At 66.4% G+C, this 21,504-nt stretch carries 24 protein-coding genes and 1 pseudogene; 7 read left to right on the top strand and 18 right to left on the bottom strand.

Annotation, left to right across the window (positions count from 1 at the left end; translation table 11 throughout):
- Positions 1-122 precede the first annotated feature (122 nt).
- The 8 genes from ACE3Q6_RS06095 to ACE3Q6_RS06060 form a co-directional block, all read right to left on the bottom strand.
- A complete protein-coding gene (locus ACE3Q6_RS06095; protein ID WP_374429745.1) occupies positions 123-695 on the bottom strand; it encodes a hypothetical protein in 573 nt (190 codons plus the stop codon).
- Positions 696-946: 251 nt separating this feature from the next.
- Positions 947-1,558 carry a TetR/AcrR family transcriptional regulator gene (locus tag ACE3Q6_RS06090; RefSeq protein ID WP_374429743.1) on the bottom strand — a complete coding sequence of 204 codons (612 nt, stop codon included), beginning with the start codon at positions 1,556-1,558 and terminating at the stop codon, positions 947-949.
- Positions 1,555-2,421 (bottom strand): polyphosphate kinase 2, encoded by an 867-nt coding sequence (gene ppk2 / locus ACE3Q6_RS06085; protein ID WP_374429740.1) that lies wholly within the window; start codon positions 2,419-2,421, stop codon positions 1,555-1,557. Before ppk2 ends, ACE3Q6_RS06090 begins: the two co-directional genes overlap by 4 nt.
- A gap of 43 nt (positions 2,422-2,464) precedes the next feature.
- Positions 2,465-3,382, bottom strand: a complete 918-nt coding sequence (locus ACE3Q6_RS06080; RefSeq protein WP_374429738.1) for an alpha/beta fold hydrolase — start codon at positions 3,380-3,382, stop codon at positions 2,465-2,467.
- Complete coding sequence (gene metA / locus ACE3Q6_RS06075) at positions 3,372-4,289, bottom strand: homoserine O-succinyltransferase (RefSeq protein ID WP_374429736.1); 918 nt, start codon at positions 4,287-4,289, stop codon at positions 3,372-3,374. The genes ACE3Q6_RS06080 and metA overlap by 11 nt, the downstream gene beginning before the upstream one ends.
- Positions 4,290-4,361: 72 nt before the next feature.
- Positions 4,362-5,219 (bottom strand): ATPase, encoded by an 858-nt coding sequence (locus ACE3Q6_RS06070; RefSeq protein WP_374429734.1) that lies wholly within the window; start codon positions 5,217-5,219, stop codon positions 4,362-4,364.
- A 104-nt stretch (positions 5,220-5,323) separates the two neighbouring features.
- A complete protein-coding gene (locus tag ACE3Q6_RS06065) occupies positions 5,324-6,388 on the bottom strand; it encodes a hypothetical protein (RefSeq protein ID WP_374429732.1) in 1,065 nt (354 codons plus the stop codon).
- 93 nt (positions 6,389-6,481) lie between these two features.
- Entirely contained in the window at positions 6,482-7,366 is an 885-nt protein-coding gene (locus tag ACE3Q6_RS06060) for a DMT family transporter (protein ID WP_374429730.1), read from the bottom strand.
- Positions 7,367-7,466: 100 nt separating this feature from the next.
- Between ACE3Q6_RS06060 and ACE3Q6_RS06055 the strand changes: the two genes are divergently transcribed.
- On the top strand, positions 7,467-7,934 hold the full coding sequence (locus ACE3Q6_RS06055; protein ID WP_374429728.1) for a hypothetical protein: 468 nt from the start codon (positions 7,467-7,469) through the stop codon (positions 7,932-7,934).
- Here ACE3Q6_RS06055 and ACE3Q6_RS06050 read toward each other — a convergent pair.
- Positions 7,931-8,920, bottom strand: coding sequence for a zinc-dependent alcohol dehydrogenase family protein (locus ACE3Q6_RS06050; protein ID WP_374429726.1), 990 nt, complete (start codon positions 8,918-8,920; stop codon positions 7,931-7,933). The genes ACE3Q6_RS06055 and ACE3Q6_RS06050 overlap by 4 nt on opposite strands.
- Positions 8,921-9,077: 157 nt before the next feature.
- Here ACE3Q6_RS06050 and ACE3Q6_RS06045 point away from each other — a divergent pair, with 157 nt between their 5' ends.
- Complete coding sequence (locus tag ACE3Q6_RS06045; protein WP_374429724.1) at positions 9,078-9,671, top strand: nitroreductase family protein; 594 nt, start codon at positions 9,078-9,080, stop codon at positions 9,669-9,671.
- Between the two features lie 14 nt (positions 9,672-9,685).
- Here ACE3Q6_RS06045 and ACE3Q6_RS06040 read toward each other — a convergent pair whose 3' ends face one another.
- The 3 genes and pseudogenes from ACE3Q6_RS06040 to guaA form a co-directional block, all read right to left on the bottom strand.
- Complete coding sequence (locus ACE3Q6_RS06040) at positions 9,686-9,964, bottom strand: hypothetical protein (RefSeq protein ID WP_374429722.1); 279 nt, start codon at positions 9,962-9,964, stop codon at positions 9,686-9,688.
- 74 nt (positions 9,965-10,038) lie between these two features.
- Positions 10,039-10,767 carry a class I SAM-dependent methyltransferase gene (locus ACE3Q6_RS06035; protein ID WP_374429720.1) on the bottom strand — a complete coding sequence of 243 codons (729 nt, stop codon included), beginning with the start codon at positions 10,765-10,767 and terminating at the stop codon, positions 10,039-10,041.
- Between the two features lie 11 nt (positions 10,768-10,778).
- Positions 10,779-12,334, bottom strand: a pseudogene (guaA, locus tag ACE3Q6_RS06030) (glutamine-hydrolyzing GMP synthase).
- Between the two features lie 155 nt (positions 12,335-12,489).
- On the opposite strand from guaA, the gene ACE3Q6_RS06025 reads away from it, so the two are divergent.
- Entirely contained in the window at positions 12,490-14,031 is a 1,542-nt protein-coding gene (locus ACE3Q6_RS06025; protein WP_374429718.1) for a trimethylamine methyltransferase family protein, read from the top strand.
- Between the two features lie 67 nt (positions 14,032-14,098).
- Here ACE3Q6_RS06025 and ACE3Q6_RS06020 read toward each other — a convergent pair whose 3' ends face one another.
- Positions 14,099-14,383, bottom strand: coding sequence for a DUF6477 family protein (locus tag ACE3Q6_RS06020; RefSeq protein WP_374429716.1), 285 nt, complete (start codon positions 14,381-14,383; stop codon positions 14,099-14,101).
- Positions 14,384-14,609: 226 nt separating this feature from the next.
- Here ACE3Q6_RS06020 and ACE3Q6_RS06015 point away from each other — a divergent pair, with 226 nt between their 5' ends.
- Entirely contained in the window at positions 14,610-15,737 is a 1,128-nt protein-coding gene (locus ACE3Q6_RS06015) for a DUF6456 domain-containing protein (RefSeq protein WP_374429714.1), read from the top strand.
- On the opposite strand, the gene ACE3Q6_RS06010 is transcribed toward ACE3Q6_RS06015, so the two are convergent.
- Positions 15,734-16,306, bottom strand: coding sequence for a hypothetical protein (locus ACE3Q6_RS06010; protein ID WP_374429712.1), 573 nt, complete (start codon positions 16,304-16,306; stop codon positions 15,734-15,736). The two genes, ACE3Q6_RS06015 and ACE3Q6_RS06010, sit on opposite strands and share 4 nt — an antisense overlap.
- A 302-nt stretch (positions 16,307-16,608) precedes the next feature.
- On the opposite strand from ACE3Q6_RS06010, the gene lipA reads away from it, so the two are divergent.
- Positions 16,609-17,553 (top strand): lipoyl synthase, encoded by a 945-nt coding sequence (lipA, locus tag ACE3Q6_RS06005; RefSeq protein ID WP_374429710.1) that lies wholly within the window; start codon positions 16,609-16,611, stop codon positions 17,551-17,553.
- 35 nt (positions 17,554-17,588) lie between these two features.
- On the opposite strand, the gene ACE3Q6_RS06000 is transcribed toward lipA, so the two are convergent.
- The 4 genes from ACE3Q6_RS06000 to hpt all read right to left on the bottom strand — a co-directional run bounded on the left by ACE3Q6_RS06000 (position 17,589) and on the right by hpt (position 20,259).
- Positions 17,589-18,461, bottom strand: a complete 873-nt coding sequence (locus ACE3Q6_RS06000) for a hypothetical protein (protein ID WP_374429708.1) — start codon at positions 18,459-18,461, stop codon at positions 17,589-17,591.
- 119 nt (positions 18,462-18,580) lie between these two features.
- Positions 18,581-19,468: a cytochrome c gene (locus tag ACE3Q6_RS05995; protein ID WP_374429706.1), complete on the bottom strand. Its 888-nt coding sequence runs from the start codon at positions 19,466-19,468 to the stop codon at positions 18,581-18,583.
- Positions 19,469-19,528: 60 nt separating this feature from the next.
- Positions 19,529-19,705, bottom strand: coding sequence for a hypothetical protein (locus ACE3Q6_RS05990; RefSeq protein WP_374429704.1), 177 nt, complete (start codon positions 19,703-19,705; stop codon positions 19,529-19,531).
- A complete protein-coding gene (gene hpt, locus ACE3Q6_RS05985; protein ID WP_374429702.1) occupies positions 19,702-20,259 on the bottom strand; it encodes a hypoxanthine phosphoribosyltransferase in 558 nt (185 codons plus the stop codon). Before hpt ends, ACE3Q6_RS05990 begins: the two co-directional genes overlap by 4 nt.
- A gap of 123 nt (positions 20,260-20,382) precedes the next feature.
- On the opposite strand from hpt, the gene ACE3Q6_RS05980 reads away from it, so the two are divergent.
- Entirely contained in the window at positions 20,383-20,841 is a 459-nt protein-coding gene (locus ACE3Q6_RS05980) for a type II toxin-antitoxin system RatA family toxin (protein ID WP_374430405.1), read from the top strand.
- A gap of 60 nt (positions 20,842-20,901) precedes the next feature.
- Positions 20,902-21,504 (top strand): PHB depolymerase family esterase (locus ACE3Q6_RS05975; protein WP_374429700.1); only part of this gene is annotated, 603 nt, incomplete at its 3' end.

Genomic DNA, 21,504 nt, shown 5'->3' with positions numbered 1-21,504 from the left:
GGCCGGCGCCCGGGCCGCCCGTCCGGGTTGGCGGGGTCCCGACACGGGACCCATATCTTCGACCAACTCGCACCCGCGCCATCCCCGCGGCCGGCCCGGAGTTTTCGAAAACTCCGCCCGCCTCAGTGGCTCTCTTCCTCGGCGCAGGACATGTAGGCGTCGAAGACCCAGCCGACCGCGTTGTCGCCTGACCATTTCTCGACATAAAGCCAGGGTTTGCCCTCATGCATCCGCCGCGCCAGCGCCTTGACGACGGTGCCGTCGCGCAGGGTGGCAAAGATCTCGCCGCCGGGGTCCATGCGGGCGTTCAGCGGCGTGTCGGTCGGATCGGACACTGTGCAGGACACGGGCTCGGCATCCGTGGAAAACGCCTCTTCGGGCAGGGCCGCCGCCCCGTCCGCGCAGTCCAGGTAGTCAGCAAAGACCCAGGCCCCGTCGAAATCGGTGACCATCTCGCCTTCGTGGAACCGCTCGACCAGCGCCCAAAGCTTGCCGTCCACCTCGCGGTGTTCGACGAACATCAACTCTGTCCCGTTCTTCGCCGAGCCCACGACAGGCCCGTTCGGCGACAGCCGGATGTTCAAGGGCGTTCCCGTCGGGTCCGCCACCGTGCAGATCGGCGCACCGCCGCAGGCCAGAGCGATGCCAGCACTCGCCAGAAGCGCGGTGGAAGCGGCAGCTATACGACGTGGCATGATCCAGTCAGTCCCTTCTGAAGCGCGTCCTGCTTTCAGTGTCGCCGACCCCTGTCGATGAGTCACCGGACGAATTCCTGACCTGTAAGGACAAGCGAACCGGCGTCGCCAGGCTTTCCCTCTCCCCCCGGGGGAGAGGGTCAGGGTGAGGGGGAAGCCGACATTTCCAAAGGTTGCTAGATCCTTAACGTCCGCGGCCAAGCCATTGATCGGAAAGAAGTCCCGGCATTTGTCCACCGTGGACACTTTTCTCACCGGTCCGGCGAAAGAAGCCCCAACCCCCGCAGATAGATCCCGATCCCGGTCTCCAGAAGGTCCTCCGGCGGCCAGGGCTGCACCCCTCCGTTGCCCCGCAGGAACAGCTCCACCACCCCGTGGCTGACCGCCCAGACATGGGCCGAGACCATCGATGCGGGAGGCCGCCGCCCCTCCGGCAATCCCCTGACCAGCCCCTCCGCCGCCCGATCCATCGTTGCCCTTGCCTTGCCGGCGACCGAGGCGAGGTCCGGATGCTTCCCGGGCTGCAGGCCGCTTTCAAACATCGCCTGGTAGTGGCCGGGATACTTCCGGGCAAAGGCCAGGTAAGCCCGCCCCGTCGCCTCGAAGGCCGCCAGCGGCGAGGGCCGGCCCTCGTCGTAGGCATACTCCAGCAGAGCCGCGAAGATGTCGAACCCCTGCCGCGCGACCTCGGCCAGCAGGTCATCCCGCCCCGCGAAGTGGCGGTAGACGGCGGCGGGGGTCACATCCGCCGCCTTCGCCGCCTCGGACAGAGTGAAGCCCTGCGGCCCCTTCTCCGCGATCAGCGACAGTGCCGCCTCGACCAGCGCCTGCCGGAGGTTGCCGTGGTGATACCCCCGCTTCATCCCCGAAGCTTCGGCCCGCCGCAGACCTTGTCGTCGACCTTGCCGATGGCACCCGCATCCTTCCCGGCATAGTCCACCGCCGACAGGATCGTCTGGATCGCCGCGATCCGCGCGCGTTTCTTGTCATCGGACAGGATCACCGTCCAGGGCGCGTATTTGAAGTGGGTCTTCTCCATCGTCTCGTCGATGGCAGCGCAGTAGTCGTCCCACTTTGCCAGCCCGTCGATGTCGATCTGGGAAAGCTTCCACTGCTTCAACAGGTCCCCCTCGCGGTCGAGGAAGCGCTTCAGCTGCTCTGCCCGACCGACCTCCAGCCAGATCTTCAGGAAGATGATCCCCTCGTCGACGATCATCTGTTCGAACTCGGGGAGCTGCCGGAAGAACTTCGCCCGCTGGTCCGGCGTGCAGAAGCCGAAGACATGCTCGATCATCGCGCGGTTGTACCAGCTGCGGTCGTAGAGCGCGATCTCGCCCTTGGCCGGGAACCAGTCGACATAGCGCTGGAAGTACCATTGCTGGCTCTCCCGCTCCGTGGGCTTCGACAGCGCCACCACATAGGCTTGGCGGGGGTTCAGGTTCTCGGTCACCGCCTTGATCGTACCGCCCTTGCCCGCGGCATCGCGGCCCTCGAAGACCACCACCAGCCGCTTTCCGCTGGCCCGCATCCCGGCCTGCATCTTGGCCAGCTCGATCTGCAGGGCCTCCATCCGGGCGTCGTACTCCTTGCCCTTCATCTCTTCCCGGTAGGGGTAGGACTGGTTGAGGATGTCGTCCTTCCCGGCCTTCTCGATGGCCTTGCGCACCTCTTTCGGGGCGCCTTCGCGGAAGTAGCGGCTGATCGCGCCGTCGAAGGGTAGGGGCATCTGAATCCTCCTTACATTGCGGCCAGTATGGCGATTGCCGGCCCTAGCGCAATGCGGCGCGGTCGATGGCGGCGATGACCTGGTCCTGGTGCGAATGGTGCGGCATGTGGCCCGCGCCGGGGATCACGGTGAGCACCGCGTTGGGGAGAAGCTGCGACAAGGGTTGCGAATGGATCTGCAGCGGCACGATGGTATCGGCGCTGCCGTGGACCAGTTCGACCGGCAGGGTCAGCGAGGGGTAGCGCGGTTCCATCGTCACCAGCTCGGCGCGGAGCGTGTTCACCTGTGTCACGTTGGTCGCCAGCGTCTCGCGGCGGAGGGTCAAGGCCGTGCCGAGGAAGTTGTCATAGCCTTCCGGGACCGGGTCCGGGGCAAAGACCGCGTCGATGGCCGAGCGCACGTAACTGTCGGGCACGAAGGCCGATGCGAGGGGGACCACCAGCGCGCGGCCGACGGGGTTCGACGTGGCGCGGTACCAGATGTCAAGCTTGCCCGGCCAGGGCATAGACGCGCTGGAAACGAGGACCAACGCCCGCGGGCCGCCGTCCAGCGCCCAGGCAAGCGCCACCGCGCCGCCGTAGCTTTGGCCAAGGACGATGGGCTCGGTCACGCCCAGCTGCGCGACGCCTTCCTTGATGAAACGGGCCTGGGCCATAAGGCTGGTGTCATCCAGCGCGTCGGAGTGCCCAAGGCCGGGACGGTCGACGGCGATCACGCGGTAGCGATCAGCCAGCCGGTCGCGCAGGGAGAAGGTCATGTCCCGCAAGCTGCCCGAGGCGCCGTGGATCAGCACCAGATCCGGGCCTTCGCCCTTCATCTCGTAATGCAGGCGTTTGCCGTCGACCGTCACGAAGTCCCCGCTGGCCGGAAAGGCGGCCTCGGCGGCGCTTTCACGGGCCGAGGCCCGCCAGTGGGTAACACCGGCGAGCGTGGCAAGGGCGATGAGGACGCTAGCGACCAATCTCTTCGATGTCATATGGCGTGGACTGGTAAATCTCGTTGATCCAGTTGCCATATAGAAGGTGGGCGTGGCTTCTCCAGCGGTTCAGCGGAGGCTTCGCCGGATTGTCATCGGGATAGTAGTTCAAGGGCACATTGATCGGCGTGCCGTTGGCCACGTCGCGGTCGTATTCCTGCTTCAGCGTGTCACTGTCGTATTCGAAATGGTTGAAGATGTAGAGCGCACGGTGGGCGGCATCTTCGACCAGGCAGGGGCCGACCTCATCCGACCCGAGAAGGGTCTTCAGGCCAGGGGCCGCGTCGATCTCGGCCTGTTTCATCTCGGTCCAGCGGCTGACCGGAATGACGAAATCATCCGAAAAGCCGCGCAGATAGGGAGAGGTCGGCGCAAGGTTCTGGTGGCGGAAGCAGCCGAAGGCCTTGTGGTCCAGCATGTGCTTCTTCACGCCGTGGAAATGGTTGATCATCGCCATCCCGCCCCAGCAGACGCCGAAGGTGGACTGCACGTTGGTCTGGGTCCAGTCCATCACCTCGCAGAGCTCGTCCCAATAGGTGACCTCTTCGAAGGGCAGGTGCTCGATGGGCGCGCCGGTGATGATGAGGCCGTCGAACTTCTCGCCCTTCACCGCTTGGAAGGGGCGGTAGAAGGTCGCCATGTGCTCGGCGGCGGTGTTCTTCGTCTCGTGCGACGTCATCCGGATCAGGTGCAGGTCGATCTGCAGCGGCGTCGCCCCGATCAGCCGGGCGAACTGGTTTTCCGTCTGGATCTTCTTCGGCATCAGGTTGAGGAGCCCGATCCGCAAGGGCCGGATGTCCTGATGCGCGGCGCGGTCGGGGGACATGACCATGACGCCCTCTGACCGCAGCACGTCATAGGCGGGCAGGGTTTCAGGAAGCGTGATGGGCATGGGTCGGGTCCTTGGGTCTTCGGAAGGGGAAGAGCTAGGCGGTTATCGTTCTGGTTGCAAGGTCAGGCCCCGTCAGGCCCGGTCGATGGCGCGGGCCATGAGGGCGTCGAAGTCCTGGGCGCTGGCGACGTCGCCGACTTCCTCGGCGGTCACCGTCACGCCCCAGCGGGCCATCGCCGCATAGCGCGGCTGGCGGTGGGCCAGGGCGCGGGCATAGGTCCAGCGCACGAAGTGGTCGGGATCGCAGGTTTCCTCGGTCACGGAATGGGTTGCTCGGTATTCTTCCCACGCCGCGTGAAGGAAATGCGGCTGGTAGTACATCGGCTTTGGCGCGCGGTCGAAGCGGCGGATCAGTTCCGCCGTATGGGCGTCGGAGCCCTTGATCCAGACGAGGAGAAGCGTCTCGGACAGCTGCTTCATCACGGGGTCGGCGGGGTCCGAAGCCTCGACCACCTCGCAGATCGAGCCGGAGGTGTCGCAGACGAAGTTCGGGTAGCCGTAGATCTCTTCGGCCCGCTCCATGAACCGCGCGGTGTCGAGCGTGGCGGCGATCTCGGCCTGGCGATGCTGTTCCTGGCGCTTCATGTATTCGGCGAAGGGGACGCCGCCCTTGGCCGGGTCCCCGGGTTTGCCGAGGTAGGTGGAGAGCGGCGCGAGGTTGTCGAAGGTGATGTTCGACGCGATGTAGACGCTGTCGGTCATCAGAAGCTCGCGCAGGAGGGGGACCTTCATCGCCTCGCGCTTGAAGTTGTCGGCGATGTATTCGCCCATGTAGCGCGTGCCGATCCTGTAATCGACCGAGTAGTGGAACCAGTCGCCCCGGTCGCGCAGGAGGTTCGACAGGTAGGTCTTGCCCAACCCCGACATGCCGAACAGCATGACCCGTTTGCGAGGGGCCTTCAGGTAGTCGGAACCAGAGCGGTAGATCATCGCGTCACCTCATCTGGCCGCATCTGTTAGCGGGGCGAAGGACGGTTCACAACGAAAAACCCCGCCCGGTTGGGCGGGGTTCGGTTGATGGTCGGTCAGGGGCCTTAGAACGTATAGCCGATCCGGATACCGACGCCGACGCCCGAGTTGTCGGTGAAGCTGCCGCCGACGACGTTGGTCGTTGCATCGCCGATGTCCACGTAACGGACGCCGCCGGTGATCTTCAGATTGTCCATCGTGTAGGTCGCCGCCAAACCGATGCTCTTGAAACCGTCCGTAGGCCCGAGGTTGCCGGTGATCTGGCCGTCCGAGGGTTCATAGCCGAGCGTCACGGCGCCCGACCAGGTCTCGTTGAAGCGACGGCCGATGCCGAGGTTGTAGGTGATCCGGTCCTCGGGGTAGCTCACCAGCGGGATCGGCAGCGGGTAGTTCGGCGGGTCGATGACGAATGCGCTCCAGTCCACCCAGCGGACCGAACCGAACAGCAGCGTGTCCTTGGCGATGCCCGTCTGGAATTCCAGGTTGAGAGACTGCGGGACCTCGGTCTCGAAGGTCCCGGGCACGACACCTTGCTCGAGCGATTCCAGGTTGTGGGTGATTGCGGAATTGTAGGTCAGGGCCACGCGCGCCGCGATCTCGGGCTTTTCCCAGGCGATGCCGACCAGATAGCCAATCTCTGAATCGTAGTTGGTGCTCATCCGGTAGCCGCTGCTCAGGGCCACGTCGCCCTTCACGGTCTCATAGCGCAGGCCGCCGATGACCGAGACGTTGTTTTCGAACTTGTAGCGCAGGATGCCCGTCACCGCCGAAGAGCGCAGGTCGGCCGTCGATCCGGCGAGCGGATAGCTACCCAGCCCCAGGGCTCCAGGGTAGGCGACATCGGCCCCGATCGGTTCGTCGATGATCATCGCGAAGTCCAGCGCCTCGCCGATGTCCATCTTGTAGCCAAGGCTCCAGCTGTTGTAGCTCGGAGCCATGTTGCCAGACGAGACGGCACCCCCGCCGACCGTGCCGCTGACGTCCGGCGAGAAGTGGCCGAAGCTCAGTTCGACGTAGCGACCCTGTTCGAACAGGATGGCAACGGACTGGGCCGAGCGTTCCACGCCGCCGGCATATGCCCCGCTGGTGGCGGCGAGCATGCCTGCGGTGACCAGTGCAAGATGTTTCATGGTACTCATCCCTGAATTGAATTCCCGACCCGGGAACTCCCCCTGTCTGCAGGCTATGCCCTGCGACATTTTGGGTCAATCAATGACGCCACGTCACGGTTTGGTGACGGGGGGGACCTGTGGCGCGGCTGCCCCACGGAGCGTGATCCAGATGCCGAGGAAGATCAGTGCGGCCCCGATGAAGAGGCTCGGCTGGATCGGTTCGGCGTAGAAGAGGGCACCCACGACGGCGATGATCGGCAGGCGGGCGAAGTCGACGGGGACCACCGTGCTGGCGGGGGCCAGCGAAAGCGCCGTGGTCAGCGAGAAATGCGCGGTGATCCCGGCGATGCCGATCAGCATCAGCCAGGGCAGGGTGGCCAGTGTCGGCAGGGTCACCGTCCCGAACAGGGTCATCGCCACCGTGCCGAAGACGGCCTGCATGAGCGTCAGCCAGAAGAGGATGGACAGGATCGGCTCCCCCCTGGTCAGCGCCTTGGTCATCAGGTTCGTGGAGGCGAAGAAAAAGGCGGCGGCTGCGGCGGCCAGGACCCCTGGTTCCACATGGCCGAAGTCGGGGCGGGCGACGATCAGGACCCCGGCAAAGCCAAGCGCCGCGGCGACAAGCTTGCGGCGGGTCAGACGCTCTCCCAGGAAGATCGGCGACAGAAGGATCACCCAGATCGGCGAGGTGAACTCCAGCGCGAAGACCTGCGCGAGGGGGATCATGGTGATCGCCCAGAACCACAGCGACTGGCCGGTGAAATGGAAGATGTTGCGGACGACGTGGCTTGGCAGCCGGTCGGTGCGCACATCCGTCAGCCTGCGGGCTGCCAACGCCAGCGCCACAACCAGTACCCAGCCGATCATCGAGCGGTAGGCCAGGATCTCGAACGTGTCATGCACCCCGTTGATCTGGCGGGTGGCGATGGCCATTGCGGTGAAGGCGGCGATGGCTCCGATCATCCAGAGCGCGGCGGCGAGGGGGCGGTGGGTCATGCGGCGAGCCTTGCCGTCCGGAAGGGGAATGTCCAGAGCTTGACTTGGGGCAAAGCGCGGTCGTCCGGGACTTGGCAGGGTGGTGGCAGGAGGTGCCGGAATGGATGGATATGTGTTGGCCCGCGTCCTGCACGTGCTGGCCGTCGTCCATTGGATCGGCGGCGTGGCGATGGTGACGCTGGTGGTCCTGCCGCAGATGCGGTCCCTGCCTGCGGGCGAGCGGATCGCGATGTTCGAGGCGCTCGAGGGCCGCTTTGGCGGTCAGGCCAAGCTGTCGACGCTTCTCGCGGGGCTGTCGGGCCTGTGGATGCTGTGGGCGACCGATGGCTGGGGGCTCTTTGCCGACCTCAGGTATTGGTGGCTTCACCTGATGGTCGCCGTCTGGGCGATCTTCACCCTGGTCCTCTTCGTGCTTGAGCCCTTGGTCCTCCACCGCTGGTTCCACGCCCGCGCCGTGCGCGACCCCGAGGGCACCTTCGCCCTGGTCCTGCGGCTGCACCGCATCCTTCTGGCGCTGTCAGCCCTCGCCGTCGCCGGCGCGGTGCAGGGCGCGCATGGTGGGCTTTAGCCTGGGACGACCAGCACCTTCACCTCACCCGCCGCGGCCGGGTTCGCGATCGTCGCGGCCGCTTCGGAAAGCGGAATGATCCGCGAGATCAGGGGCGCCACATTCACCCGGCCCGTGGCCAGCATCGCCGCCGCGCGGGTCTGGGTGAACGGGTTGATGAAGCTGTGCAGTAGCTGGATTTCGCGGAAGAGAAGGTCGAAAGGCTCGATCCTGACCGTTTCGCCTTGCGGCAGGACGCCCAAAACGACGACCCGCCCGCCCGAGCGGGTCAGGCGCGGCGCCATCTCTACCGTCTCGGCCACACCGGCACATTCCAGGACCAGGTCCGCCCCCTTCGGCAAAAGCGCGCGGGCCTCGTCTTCCGTCGCCGCGGTGTGGGTCGCGCCAACCTGCAGCGCAAGCTCGCGCTTGGCGGGATGGCGGGTCACCAGCGTGACCTCGGCGCCGGCATTGCGGGCAAGCTGCACCGCGAGGAGCCCGATCACGCCGCCGCCCAGAACGATCACCCGCTCGCCCGGCACCGGGGCGCCCATGTCGACCCCGTGAAGCGTGCAGGCCAGCGGTTCGGCAAAAGCCGCGTGGTGGGGGTGAAGACCGGGGACGGGGACGGCGCGATGGGCCGGAAAGGCGACCAGGTCGGCAAAGCCGCCATCGCGGTGGATGCCGACGGCCACGTTGCGCAGGCAGAGGTTGGTGCGGCCCCGCAGGCATTGCTCGCATCCCCCACAGGCGATGTTCGGATCGCAGGCAACCCGCGTGCCCAGGTCCAGCGCAACGCCCGGGCCGCAGCCGACGATTTCGCCGGCGAATTCATGGCCCAGCGTCACCGGCGGGGCGCAGGGAAACTCGCCCTTGTAGAGGTGTCGGTCGGTGCCACAGATCCCCGCGGCCTCGACCCGGACCAGGATCTCGCCGAAAGCCGGCACGGGGTCCGGGACCTCGGCCAGCTCGATCCTGCCCACTGCCTGCAACCGCACTGCCCGCATATGCGACCCCCTCCCGTGACTGCGGGAAGCATGGCATGGCGCAGACGGCCTGTCGCGGGTTTTGGTGCAGCGGAAAACAGTCGGGCTGCGGGCGGGGCGGTTGCCGGCCGGGGTGGGGCGGCCTATCTCCCCCCTGAACGCCACACAGGATAACGCCATGAGCCTCGATCAGCCCGCCGCTCGCCAGTCCGACCACCCGGTCGCCCCGCAGTTCCTTCAGCGCTGGTCGCCCCGGTCCTTCACCGACCGTGCGCTGTCCGAGGCCGAGGTGATGTCGCTTCTGGAAGCCGCCCGCTGGGCGCCATCGGCGTCGAACCACCAACCCTGGCGGTTCGTCTGGGCGCGGCGTGGCGAGGCGGTCTTCGAGGCGCTTCATGCCTGCCTGACCGGCAACAATCTGACCTGGGCGGGGAAGGGGGCGGCCCTGGTCGTGGTGGCCTCGAAGGACACGGTGACCAACCGCGAAGGGGCCGAGGTCGCGAACCGAACCGCCGGTTTCGACACCGGCGCGGCCTGGATGAGCCTCGCGCTGCAGGCGCAGACGATGGGCCTTTTCGCCCATGCGATGGGTGGCTTCGACCGCGAGAAACTTGCCGCCGCCGTCCGCCTGCCCGAGGGTCATACGTTGCATTGTGTCGTCGCCGTGGGGGAGCAGGGGCCGGCCGAGGCGCTGCCCGAGGACCTTGCCGCGCGGGAAAAGCCCAGCAGCCGCAAGCCCGTGGCCGAAATCGCGATGCATGGGCGCTTCTGACTGCGTGGCCCCCTCTAGGACCTGCGCAGAAGCCTCATGAGGACCCAGACGATGCCCAGCCAAAGCAGCGCCGCGGGTGCACTGAAGATCAGCACCAGCGGCCAGAGGTTGCCGCCGAGCCGGTAGGAGTCCACCGTGTAATCCAGGACGAAGGCCATCGGGAGGATCGGCAGCGCCCCCAGAAGCCGCCACCAGCCCGGAAAGCGGATCAGGACCCAGACCTGCGCCGCAGAATAGGCAAGCGGCGAGGCCATCACAGCAAGTGCGACCGGGACCGTCAGAAGATCTTCCACCGCGCCTCCGTTTCTGCCGAGGGCAGGATGGCACGGAAATCCGGCACGACTGTGGCCGCGTGGCGGTCCTTGCCTCAGCCCGCCGGGGCCACCGGCGGCGGATAGCGCGTGCCGTCGACCACCTTGTCGACCGCGACCGACCGCCAGTCGAAGCCCGTCACCTCTTCGCGCTTCCGGCACAGGATCTGGCTGTGGCAGTAAAGCTCGCCCACCGGCCGGTGGCGCAGGTAGCGGTCGGCGTGCTGAGTGAAGAACCCTGCCATCGGGTTGCTCAGCCCGCTGTCCACCAGATCATAGCCCAGCCCGTCGTTGAACAGCGCCCGCAGGCCCATGTCCGAGAACTGGTAGAAGTTCCACGGCCGCTCGTGCGCGATGTAGGAAAAATGGGTCTCTACAAAGACATGGCCGCCGATCTTCAGAAGCTTGGTGATCTCTTCGGCGACGATCCAGGGCATGTGCAGATGTTCGAAGACGGCCGAGGAGAAGATGAGGTCGAACTGCTGGCCTTGTGGGAAATACTCTGACAGCCGATGCGCGTCGCCCACGACATCGACGTTTTCGCCGGGATAAAAGTCGAAGCCGGTATAGTCCGCCTGCGAGAACCGGTGCCGATGATTGGCGCCCGTCACGACGCGGGACCCGATCTCCAGCACCCTCACGCCCGGCCGGTTGAACTCGCGCCCCAGGTAGTCCGCCCAGGCGGAATGGCCGACCAGCTTCGGCGCGGCGATGCGGGGACGCTTGCGCAGGAAGGGCATCGTCTCGACGAAGGCCGCGATCTTGCGTCTGGTTTCGCCCTTCATCGCGTTTTCTGCTACTCCAGCTCGATGGTCCCGGGCGGCTTCGAGGTGCAGTCGTAGAAGACGCGGTTGACGCCCTTGACCTCGTTGATGATCCGGGTGGCGGTTTCGCCCAGGAACTCGTGGGTGAAGGGGTAATAGTCGGCGGTCATCCCGTCGACCGACGTCACCGCCCGCAGCGCCAGCGCGTAGTCATAGGTCCGCCCGTCGCCCATCACACCCACGGTCCGCATCGGCAGGATCGCGGCGAAGGCCTGCCAGATCTCGTCATAAAGCCCGTGCTTGCGGATCTGGTCGATGTAGACCGCATCCGCCCGGCGCAGGATGTCGAGCTTTTCGCGTGAGATCTCGCCCGGACAGCGGATCGCAAGGCCCGGGCCGGGGAAGGGATGGCGGCCGATGAAGCTTTGCGGCAGGCCAAGTTCGCGGCCCAGGGCGCGGACCTCGTCCTTGAAAAGCTCGCGCAGCGGTTCGACGAGCTTCAGGCCCATTTTCTCCGGCAACCCGCCGACGTTGTGGTGCGACTTGATCGTGACCGAGGGGCCGCCGCTGAAGGACACGCTTTCGATCACGTCCGGGTAAAGCGTCCCTTGCGCCAGGAACTTCGCGCCCCCGACCGCGTTCGCGTGCTTCTGGAACACGTCGATGAAGAGCTTGCCAATGGTCTTGCGCTTGACCTCGGGGTCGGAGACGCCCTCCAGCGCGCCGAGGAAGAGCTCGCTCTCATCGGCATGGATCAGCGGCATGTTGTAGTGGTCGCGGAACATGCTGACGACCTGCTCTGCCTCGCCCAGGCGCAACAACCCGTGGTCGACGAAGACGCAAGTCAGCTGGTCGCCGATGGCTTCATGGATCAGCACGGCGGCCACGGACGAATCCACCCCGCCCGACAGCCCGCAGATCACCTTGGCATCGCCCACCTGCTCGCGGATTTTGCGGATCGCTTCCTCGCGGTAGGCGCCCATCGTCCAGTCGCCCTTGAAGCCCGCAAGCTTGACGAAATTCTCGTAAAGCTTCCCGCCCTTGGGGGTGTGGTGCACCTCGGGGTGGAACTGGACGGCGTAGAAATGGCGCTTGGGGTCCGCCGTGATGGCGAAGGGCGCGTTGGGCGAGGTGCCGAGGACCTGGAAGCCGGGGGCCAGTTTCGACACGTGGTCGCCGTGGCTCATCCACACCTGCTCGCGGGCCTGAACCAGCCGGCGAGGATCGGATGCGTCAGGTCGGTCGGCGTCACGAAGGCGCGCCCGAACTCGGCCGTGCCATGCCCGCCTTCGACATGCCCGCCCAGGCAGTGCATCATCACCTGCTGGCCGTAGCAGATCCCCAGGATCGGCACGCCCATCTCGAACACCCCTTTCGGGGGCATCGGGGCGTTCTCCCAGTAAACGGACGCGGGGCCCCCCGAGAAGATCACCGCCTTCGGGGCGAAGGCCTGCAGGAAGCCCTCGTCGATGCGGTTGTAGGGGTGGATTTCGCAGTAGACGTTCAGCTCGCGCAGGCGGCGCGCGATCAGCTGCGTCACCTGGGACCCGAAGTCGATGATGAGAAGGCGGTCGTGTGTCTGGCTCATGAGTCCGATTAGGCCGGGACGGGGCGAAGCGCAAGACGGCGGATGTCGTTTGCGACCGCGGCCCATGTCGGTTTTGGAAAGGATTGGACGGTTTCAACGGGCGGGGCAGGGCGGTTTGGCGGCATAAGGGCCGCAAACATCCCTCGGAGGCACACATGAACGAAGTTGCAGGGCGCAGGTCGCGCAGTGGTGGGGGCGCCAGCCGCCGGGCGGAACGCACCGCGATCAGCTTCGAGACCGCGCGCTTCATCCAGCGCAACATCCCGAACTTCGAGATCCTGAACGAGGAAGCGCTCCAGATCATCGAGCACAACGCCGAGACCGTGCTGGAAGAGATCGGCGTCAACTTCGTGGAAAATCCGGCCGCCCTGCAGCGCTGGCGCGATGCCGGGGCCGATGTGCAGGGCGAGCGCGTCCACATTCCCCGTGGCCTCGCGCGGAAGCTGATCTCGACCGCGCCGAAGACCTACACCCAGCATGCCCGGAACCCCGAGCGGAACGTCGAGGTCGGCGGCCGGAACCTGGTGCTGGCGCCGGTCTACGGCCCGCCCTTCGTCCGCGACCTGGAAGGCGGCCGCCGTTATGCGACGCTGGAGGATTTCCAGAACTTCGTGAAGCTCGGCTACATGTCCAAGTGGCTGCACCATTCCGGCGGTACGGTGTGCGAGCCGACGGACGTGCCGGTGAACAAGCGCCACCTCGACATGCTGCTTGCCCACATGACGCTGTCGGACAAGCCGTTCATGGGGTCCGTGACCGAACCCAGCCGCGCGCAGGATTCGGTCGACATGGCCTCGATCCTGTTCGGCAAGGACTTCGTCCAGAATAACACCGTGATGACCTCGCTCATCAACATCAACTCGCCGATGGTCTTCGACGGGATCATGATGGGCGCGCTGGAGGTCTATGCGGCCAACAACCAGGCCTCGATCGTCTCGCCCTTCATCGTCGGCGGCGCGATGGCGCCGGTGACGGTGGCGGGGACGCTGACCCAGGTGCTGGCCGAGATCCTGGCGGGCGTAAGCTATTCGCAGCTGGTCCGCCCCGGTTCGCCGGTGATCGCCGGGGCCTTCGTGACCTCGATCGACATGAACTCGGGCGCGCCGACCTTCGGGACGCCGGAAGCCGCCCACATCACCTATGGTGCGGGGCAACTCGTGCGGCGGCTGGGGCTGCCTTACCGTTCGGGCGGGTCGTTCTGCGGATCGAAGCTGCCGGACGCCCAGGCCGCCTATGAAACGGCAAACTCCCTCAACATGGCGCTGCTGGCGGGCGTGAACTTCATGCTGCACGCCTGCGGCTGGCTGGAAGGGGGCCTCGTTAGCTCTTATGAAAAATTCGTGATGGACGCGGACCAGCTTGGGACGCTCCACCACCTGGCGCAGGGCATCCAGGTCGACCTGAACGGCCAGGCGATGGACGCGATCCGCGAGGTTGGTCCGGGCGGTCACTACCTTGGCTGCCAGCATACCCAGGCGAACTTCAAGTCGGCCTTCTGGCGCTCGGACCTTCTGGACTACAAACCCTTCGAGACCTGGGCCGAAGAAGGGTCGCGCGACACGCAGGCGCTGGCCAACGAGAAGGTCAAGAAGCAGCTGGCAGACTACCAGGCCCCCGACATGGACCCCGGCACCCGTGAGGCGCTGGAGGCTTTCGTGGCCCGTCGCAAGTCGGAAATGCCAGACGCCTTCATCTGAGGAAGGCTGGACAGAATGGACAAAGGGGCGGCAGATGCCGCCCCTTTTTCAATGGGTTGACCCTAGGTCAAGCGGCGCTGTTCCGCCGAAGAAGCTGCGCTTCCGCCAAGAGGGCGATCAGCACCTCGATGTGCCGCGCGACGGAATAGGCCGCATCGCCCGCAACGCGCGTCGCCTCCAGCCGGGCCTCGACCGAGATCAGCGACGACACGGTATCCTCGGGCGAGGCCGTTGCAGTCACATAGCGGCGCAGGTCACGCTCGCGCCGGTATTCGGCCAGGCCGAAGCGGGCGGCGCGCATCAGAATCCGGGGCCGGCGCAGGCTGGCAAGCAGGGTGCGGCAATCGCTCATCGGGGTCCTCCGTTCGTTGGATTTGGCGCATCCTGCCCCAGCACAACCCTGCGTTGCGCAACCCCCGGTTGCAGCGTTCGCTGGTTACCGAAGAGTTTAAGTTTTCCATCGAATTGTTGAGGCCGAGCGAAAGCTTAACCAACAGGTAACCAATTCCACCCAAGGTTGCGATTGTCCAAGGCTGGACGTATTGCAGCCCAGGGTGGACAAGGACAGGACGACTGAATTGCCCGAATTGACCGTTGCCAGCCTGCCAGACTGGCTTCCTGCAGCTGTGCGTCACTACCTCGATCACACCGAAGACGGCACATCGCTCAGGGAGCTTGCACGGCGCGAAGGGCTGCATGCCTCGACCATCCTGCGCCAGGTCCGCCGGTTCGAGAACCGGCGCGAGGATCCGCTGATGGACGAGGCGCTTCCGGCCCTGTCGCGCCATGCCCTGCGTCCCTCTGATGACCCAGCCCGAAAGGATGACCAGCCCATGTCCGTCCACACGCGTCATTGCGTCCCGGAAGACCAGCCTGCGATCTGCGACGAGCAGGCGCTGGTGCGTGAAGGGATGCGCGTCCTGCGCCGGTTGGCCGAGCCGGGCGCCGTGATGGCGATCGCCCCCGACCTTGAAAAGGCCGTGGTGATCCGCGATCTGCCCGACGGCAAAAGCCTGCGCACGGCCGTGCTGGAGCGTTCGGTCGCCCATGCCTTTGCGCTGAAGGACTGGGTGACCTGCCGCAAGCCGGGCCGGGTTTCGACATACGAGATCACCTCGGCCGGCCGCGCCGCGCTGAAGCGGATGGTGGACGAAGAGGACCGGCGCCGCCAGGGGATGGCCGAGGCCGCAACGCCCTTCGGCGAGCAGCACCGTGTCTGGGGCGAGCGCGAGGTGATGGACGACGGCGGCCCGCGCCGGGTGCGCTACAACCTTGCGGAAAGCCCGGTGGCGCTTCTGGGGCGCCGGCGCGACCGGGATGGCAAGCCGTTTCTGGAACCCGAACTCGTCGCCGCGGCCGAACGCCTGCGCGAGGATTTCGAGCTGGCCCAGATGGGCCCCCGCGTGGCGCAGAACTGGGACCGGTTCCTGACCGGGGGCGACCGGGGCGCGTTTCAGCCGGACAGCGGGTTGGGCGAGGGGCCGTCCTCGGCACGCGGCCGGGTGGCGGCGGCACTGCGTGACCTCGGGCCGGGCCTCGGCGACGTGGCTTTGCGCTGCTGCTGCTTTCTCGAAGGGTTGGAGGTGGCCGAGAAACGCATGGGCTGGGCGGCGCGGTCGGGCAAGATCGTCTTGCGCATCGCGCTGATGCGGCTGCGCCGCCACTACGAGGATACCTACGGCAAGTCGGGCCCGCTGATCGGCTAGGCCCCGACCCCCCGCGCGATCAGAAGGACGGAGATCGCCGCCAGCCAGACCGAGGCCAGCCGCCGCAGCACGAAAAGCGCGCGCGGCTGGCCCGCCCCGCCCCGGTGCAGCACCGCGCCCACCGCGGCCCAAAGCGCTGCGACCCCGACCACCAGCCCGGCGAAAAGCGCCAGGTTCAGGGCCAGCCGGTCGTCCGAGGGCAACAGGACCAGCCCGAAGATCAGCGCCTTGGGGTTCAGCGCGGTGGTCACGAACAGCGATCTTGCTCCGACCGACTGGCCACAGGCCGCCGCCGAGGGCATCTGCCAGAGCTTCACCGCCAGCACCGCAACCCAGGCCGCCGCCGCCAGCGTGACCCCGGTCCGCAGGCCGTCATGATCCGCCAGGACCGCAGCCCCCACCAGCGTCAGGGGCAGGACCGTCAGGAAATAGCCCGCAAGTTCCGCCGGGATCAGCCGCATCGCCCCCACCCAGCCCCGCTCGGCCCCCGCCAGCAGAACCAGAGAATTGGTCGGCCCGGGGGTCAGCAGCAGAAGCAGAACGGCAAACGCAAGTTCGGCAGGGGACATCATGACCTCATCAGTTAGGCCGGAAATGCCCGCAGGGAAACACCTGCGCCTTGATCCGCATCAACCAGCAAAGAAATGGGGGACGCGGCAAACCGCGCCCCCCATCTCCGGGGTATCCCCGCCCCGGATCCGCGCCATCGACAGTTAAGGCGGCGCGTGTTTCCTGACTGCAGCGGGGGAAGAGCCCTCCCGCCTTGACTGGAGCGCAACGGGCCACGGCGGGGAATGCGGTCCTGCCGCGTTGCCTTGCGCGCGAAATCGCCTTATCTGGACAGTACGTCCGTCGTCAGGGGGAATTTCACGTGCGCGACCTCAAGCTTCCCGAAGAGCGCCACCCCGAAAAGGCGCACCGCCCCGACAATGCCCAGCCGAAGAAGCCCGCCTGGATCCGGGTGAAGGCGCCCACGTCCGAAGGCTACAAGCAGACCCGCGACATCCTGCGCGAGAAGAAACTGGTCACCGTCTGCGAGGAAGCGGGCTGCCCCAACGTCGGCGAATGCTGGAGCCAGGGCCACGCCACCATGATGATCATGGGCGAGATCTGCACCCGCGGCTGCACCTTCTGCAACGTCGCAACCGGCAAGCCCCAGACGCTTGACGCCTTCGAGCCGGGCCGCGTCGCCCATGCTGTGGCCGAGCTTGGCCTGAACCACGTCGTCGTCACCAGCGTCGACCGCGATGACCTCGACGATGGCGGGGCCGAGCACTTTGCCCAGACGATCCGCGCCATCCGCCACCGCTCGCCCGGCACGACGATCGAGGTCCTGACTCCCGACTTCCTGAAATGCCCGCCCTCGGCGCTGGAAAAGGTGGTCGAGGCGCGTCCCGATGTCTTCAACCACAACCTGGAAACGGTGCCCGGCCTCTACCATGAGGTCCGCCCCGGCGCGCGCTACTTCCACAGCTTGCGGCTTCTGCAGCGGGTCAAGGAACTGGACCCGATGATGTTCACCAAGTCGGGCATCATGGTGGGCCTGGGCGAAACGCGGCAGGCCGTCCTGCAGGTTATGGATGACATGCGGTCGGCCGACGTGGATTTCCTGACCATCGGCCAGTATCTGCAACCGACCCCCAAGCACCACCGCGTCGACCGCTTCGTCACGCCGGAGGAGTTCAAGGCCTATGAGACGGCCGCCTGGGGCAAGGGGTTCCTGATGGTCTCGGCCACGCCGCTGACCCGGTCCAGCTATCACGCCGGCGATGACTTCGCGCGGATGCGGGACGCCCGCCAGGCTGGCCGGGGATAGGGCAGGGGCCGCGCGAGGCGACCCCTGTCTGTTCGTCAGAACTTGTAGCCGACGCCGATGTCCAGGATCTCGTCCTGGCCGACCACCTTGGTGCCGCCGCCCTCGACGTAAAGTCCGCTATCCAGGTTATAGGTGGCCGAGACCGAATAGATGTCGCTGGTATCCTGGATCAGAAGCGCATCGCCCCGAACGGTCAGCGCCGACATCACATCGACGCTGCCATGCAGCCGGACACTGTTGATCCCGGCGCCGCCATCAACCCGGGTGAAGGCTGCGCCAAGGTCGAAGCGCTCTGCGTCGTGCAGACCGCCGATCTGCAGGGTGGTTACGTCCTCGCCCGGGGCGGTCGCGTATTCGCCGTTGATGAACAGCGATGTGGCCCCGGCGGAATACCGCATCACGCCCTGCGCAAGGTCGACGTTCCGGTCGTTCAGGTGATGGTAGCCGGCGCCGAAGGTCAGGTTGCCAGCCTCCTGTTTCCAGGTCACGCCCGGCGTCATGCCGTTGTCGAGGGCACTGACCAGGGGCGCAAAGGTCCCGCGCAGCGGCATGCTCTCCAGATCAATCACACGCGACGTCGAGAAGCGCGGCATCACGCCCAGGCTCTCGACCAGTGGACGCGGTGCGCCCACCGCGAACTCGCCCGCCCCCGTGGACAGGACCAGCGCGGCCCAGAGATTGGTGAAGTCAGAGCCATCGAGATAGGTCGCATCGAGCGAGGCGTCGAAGCCGAGGACGCCGCCCGACCGCCAGCTTGCCGCGACGTCGCCATCCAGCGCCAGCACGCCTGAACCGACGTCGGTGTAGTCAAGCTTGACGTCGCCGCCGAAGGTCAGTCCGCTGCCGTCCTGCGCGGAAGCCGCAACCGAGGAAACCGCGACCAGCGCGGGGATCAGAAATCGGGTCATGGTAGGTCCTGCTCGTCTTTGTTTTTTTGCAGGTTACCGCAAAACCATGACCGTGGAAAGTCATTTCCATCAATATCTTGGGGCGGGATCTATATCCGGTGCCAAGTGGCCCCGCCCGATCACTGCACGCTCGGCACCGCCAGGATGTATTCCGCCACCGCCTGACGGTCGCTTTCCGGCAGGCGGGCCATGTTTTCGACGACATGGGCCATGTGACCGCCGACGCTGTCATAGTCGGGGGTAAAGCCCGTCGTCAGGTACTGCACGATGTCCGGCGCGGTCCAGCCAAGGGCGGCGGGCGTGATGTTCGGAATCCGCCCCTCGCCCGAGGGGTTCGGCGCCCCGCCCAGCCAGCGCGCGGTGTCCAGGCCGCCCAGCATGTTGCGCGGGGTGTGGCATTCGCCGCAATGCGCCAGCGCCTCGGAAATGTAGCGCCCGCGCGCGGCGGTGGGCGTCAGGTTCCCCGGCAGCGCCCAGTTGTCGGACAGGAACAGCAGTTTCCACACGCCCACCGTCTCGCGGCGCGAGAAGGGGAAGCCCAGCTCGTGCGGTGCGCTTGGCGTCGCGTCTGCCGGAAGCGTCTTCAGGAAGGCGTAAAGGTCCGCGACATCCTGCATCTCCATCTTGGCATAAGAGGCATAGGGGAAGGCCGGATAGTAGTGCTCGCCCTCTGGGCTGACCCCGCGCATGAGCGCGTTCGTCAGGTCAAGAAGCGACCAGTTGCCGATCCCGTGCTCGGGGTCCTGGCTGATGTTCGGGGCGATGAAGGTGCCGAAGTCGGACGGAAAGCGCTGCCCGCCTGACAGGACGAGCTGCGCGTCGCCCTCGGCCTTGTCGGCCATGTGGCAGGAGGCGCAGCCTGCGGCCCAGAACACCTGTTCGCCGCGCGTGGCATCGCCGGTCAGGTTCTCGACCGCGGCGGCCGACAGAGGATTGGGCCGGGCGAGCACGTAAAGCGCCCCCGCGCCGACGACACCCAACACGACCACCCACCTCAGGAACCGCATCGTTTACCCTCCAAATGACCTTGGCCGCGAGACCCTAGCCGACCCGCGCCCAGCGTCCAATCACGGTTTCTGGCGCAGGCTGTCGACCGTCATCCAGTCCGGCCAGCCCACGAGGCGCTCGATCCCGACGATCAGCAGGCAGGCGGCGATCACCCCGAAGACCAGCATCACGCGTCCGGCCGAGGGCGGGTTCTGGACCCAGCGCTTGGCGCGCAGAAGCCAGTGAAGCTGGTTCATCCGGCTTCCGTGAACCGCACCTTGCCGATGAAGGGCAGGTTGCGGTTCCGCTGGGCGAAGTCGATGCCGTAGCCCACCACGAACTCGTCGGGGATCTCGAAGCCGGTCCAGTCGGCCTTGACCGGCACTTCCCGGCGCGAGGGCTTGTCCAGAAGCGCGCAGGTCTTAAGCCGCGCTGGCTCGCGGGCTTTCAGCAGGTGCAACACATGGGACAGGGTGAAACCCGTGTCGATGATGTCCTCGACCACCAGCACGTCGCGCCCAGCGATCTCGCCCCGCAGGTCCTTCAGGATGCGCACCTCGCGGCTGGAATGCATCGCGTCGCCGTAGCTGGAGGCTTCCAGGAAATCCACCTCCACCGGCAGCTCGATCTCGCGCACAAGGTCGGCGATGAAGACGAAGGACCCGCGCAACAGTCCCACGACGACCAGCTTGTCGGTGCCCTGGAAATGCGTCGTGATCTCGCGCGCCAGCGCCTCGACCCGCGCCGCGATGGACTTGGCGCTGATCATCTGGTCGATCACATAGGTCGGCACGGGGGGGCGGTCGGGCATGAGCGATGTTCCGGTTGTTGCGGCCCCTTCCTAGCGCCGAAAGCCACAATTGCCTAGGCCGTGACATGTCGCCCGCTTGATCTTGGCCGCGCCTCGGGCCACATGTCGGCCAAGGACGAAGCGATGCCCACCCATTCCGAGACCAAGCGCCTGCCCTACACCGCCCAACAGATGTACGATCTGGTGGCCGATGTCGCATCCTACCCGAAGTTCCTGCCCTGGAACTCGGCCGCCCGCATCCGGTCGCGCACGCCCATCGCGGGCGGCGGTGAGGTGATGGAGGCGGATCTCGTCATCAGCTTCAAGGTCTTCCGCGAACGCTTCGGCAGCCGCGTGACGCTTTGGGCCGACCAGAAGAAGATCGACACCGAATACCTCGACGGCCCCTTCCGCCACATGCGGTCGAACTGGGCCTTCCGCGACATTCCCGGTGGCTGCGAGGTCGATTTTCACGTCGACTTCGAATTCCGGAACGCGATCCTGCAGGGGATCATCGGGGTCGTCTTCAACGACGCGATGCTGCGGGTCGTGCGCGCCTTCGAACGGCGGGCCGCAGAACTTTACGCGCCCGGGCCGCTCTGACGCGACGGAACTCTCGCGGCGCGGCGTAAAGGACGGCGTCACTGTGCCAAAGGAGTTCCCATGCGCCTGTTCCTCCTGCTTCTTTCCATCGCGCTTTTCCCCGTGCTCGCCGCTGCCGAGACCGTCCGCCTCGGCGACCGCTGGTACCGGATCGAGTTGCCAGCCAACCCCAAGGGCGCTCCGCTGATCCTTGCGCTCCACGGCGGGGGCGGCAATCCCGACCAGTTCGCCTCGGCCTCGGGCTTCGCGCGAGCCGCCACGCGGGCGGGCTTCGCGGTGGCGCTTCCGGCAGGGACCGGCCGGCGGGATGACCGGCTCCTGACCTGGAACGGGGGCTATTGCTGCGGCTCGGCCCAGCGGCGCGGGACCGACGACATTGCCTTCCTGCGCGAGGTCATCCGGGACGCCGCCACCCGCTTCGGCGTCGACGGCTCGGGCGTCTACCTGACCGGCATGTCGAACGGCTCGATCATGTCCGAAACCTTCGCCGCGAAGAACCCGGGCCTTGTCCGCGCCGTGGCGGGCGTCTCGGGAACGATGGACACATCGCGCATCCGCGTCGAAGGCCAGGTCCCCGCGCTGATCATCCACGGCACCGCAGACACCATGGTCCCCTACGAGGGTGGCCAGGGCGACACCAGCCTGACCCGCACCAACTTCTCC

Source organism: Tabrizicola sp., from assembly GCF_041913445.1.
In the GTDB taxonomy this organism is placed as follows: domain Bacteria; phylum Pseudomonadota; class Alphaproteobacteria; order Rhodobacterales; family Rhodobacteraceae; genus Tabrizicola.
This window is presented reverse-complemented; position numbering and strand designations above follow the sequence as displayed.

Coding starts and splice junctions, on each gene's coding strand:
- ACE3Q6_RS06050 (WP_374429726.1), bottom strand. CDS start 8,920: ATGCGGGCAGTGCGGTTGCAGGCAGTGGGCAGGATCGAGCTGGCCGAG.
- ACE3Q6_RS06060 (WP_374429730.1), bottom strand. CDS start 7,366: ATGACCCACCGCCCCCTCGCCGCCGCGCTCTGGATGATCGGAGCCATC.
- ACE3Q6_RS06010 (WP_374429712.1), bottom strand. CDS start 16,306: ATGTCCCCTGCCGAACTTGCGTTTGCCGTTCTGCTTCTGCTGCTGACC.
- ACE3Q6_RS05990 (WP_374429704.1), bottom strand. CDS start 19,705: ATGAACCAGCTTCACTGGCTTCTGCGCGCCAAGCGCTGGGTCCAGAAC.
- ACE3Q6_RS06065 (WP_374429732.1), bottom strand. CDS start 6,388: ATGAAACATCTTGCACTGGTCACCGCAGGCATGCTCGCCGCCACCAGC.
- metA (WP_374429736.1), bottom strand. CDS start 4,289: ATGCCCATCACGCTTCCTGAAACCCTGCCCGCCTATGACGTGCTGCGG.
- ACE3Q6_RS06035 (WP_374429720.1), bottom strand. CDS start 10,767: ATGAAGGGCGAAACCAGACGCAAGATCGCGGCCTTCGTCGAGACGATG.
- ACE3Q6_RS05995 (WP_374429706.1), bottom strand. CDS start 19,468: ATGCGGTTCCTGAGGTGGGTGGTCGTGTTGGGTGTCGTCGGCGCGGGG.
- ACE3Q6_RS06090 (WP_374429743.1), bottom strand. CDS start 1,558: ATGAAGCGGGGGTATCACCACGGCAACCTCCGGCAGGCGCTGGTCGAG.
- ACE3Q6_RS06095 (WP_374429745.1), bottom strand. CDS start 695: ATGCCACGTCGTATAGCTGCCGCTTCCACCGCGCTTCTGGCGAGTGCT.
- ACE3Q6_RS06020 (WP_374429716.1), bottom strand. CDS start 14,383: ATGAGCGATTGCCGCACCCTGCTTGCCAGCCTGCGCCGGCCCCGGATT.
- ppk2 (WP_374429740.1), bottom strand. CDS start 2,421: ATGCCCCTACCCTTCGACGGCGCGATCAGCCGCTACTTCCGCGAAGGC.
- ACE3Q6_RS06000 (WP_374429708.1), bottom strand. CDS start 18,461: ATGACCCGATTTCTGATCCCCGCGCTGGTCGCGGTTTCCTCGGTTGCG.
- ACE3Q6_RS06070 (WP_374429734.1), bottom strand. CDS start 5,219: ATGATCTACCGCTCTGGTTCCGACTACCTGAAGGCCCCTCGCAAACGG.
- ACE3Q6_RS06025 (WP_374429718.1), top strand. CDS start 12,490: ATGAACGAAGTTGCAGGGCGCAGGTCGCGCAGTGGTGGGGGCGCCAGC.
- ACE3Q6_RS06055 (WP_374429728.1), top strand. CDS start 7,467: ATGGATGGATATGTGTTGGCCCGCGTCCTGCACGTGCTGGCCGTCGTC.
- ACE3Q6_RS06045 (WP_374429724.1), top strand. CDS start 9,078: ATGAGCCTCGATCAGCCCGCCGCTCGCCAGTCCGACCACCCGGTCGCC.
- hpt (WP_374429702.1), bottom strand. CDS start 20,259: ATGCCCGACCGCCCCCCCGTGCCGACCTATGTGATCGACCAGATGATC.
- ACE3Q6_RS05980 (WP_374430405.1), top strand. CDS start 20,383: ATGCCCACCCATTCCGAGACCAAGCGCCTGCCCTACACCGCCCAACAG.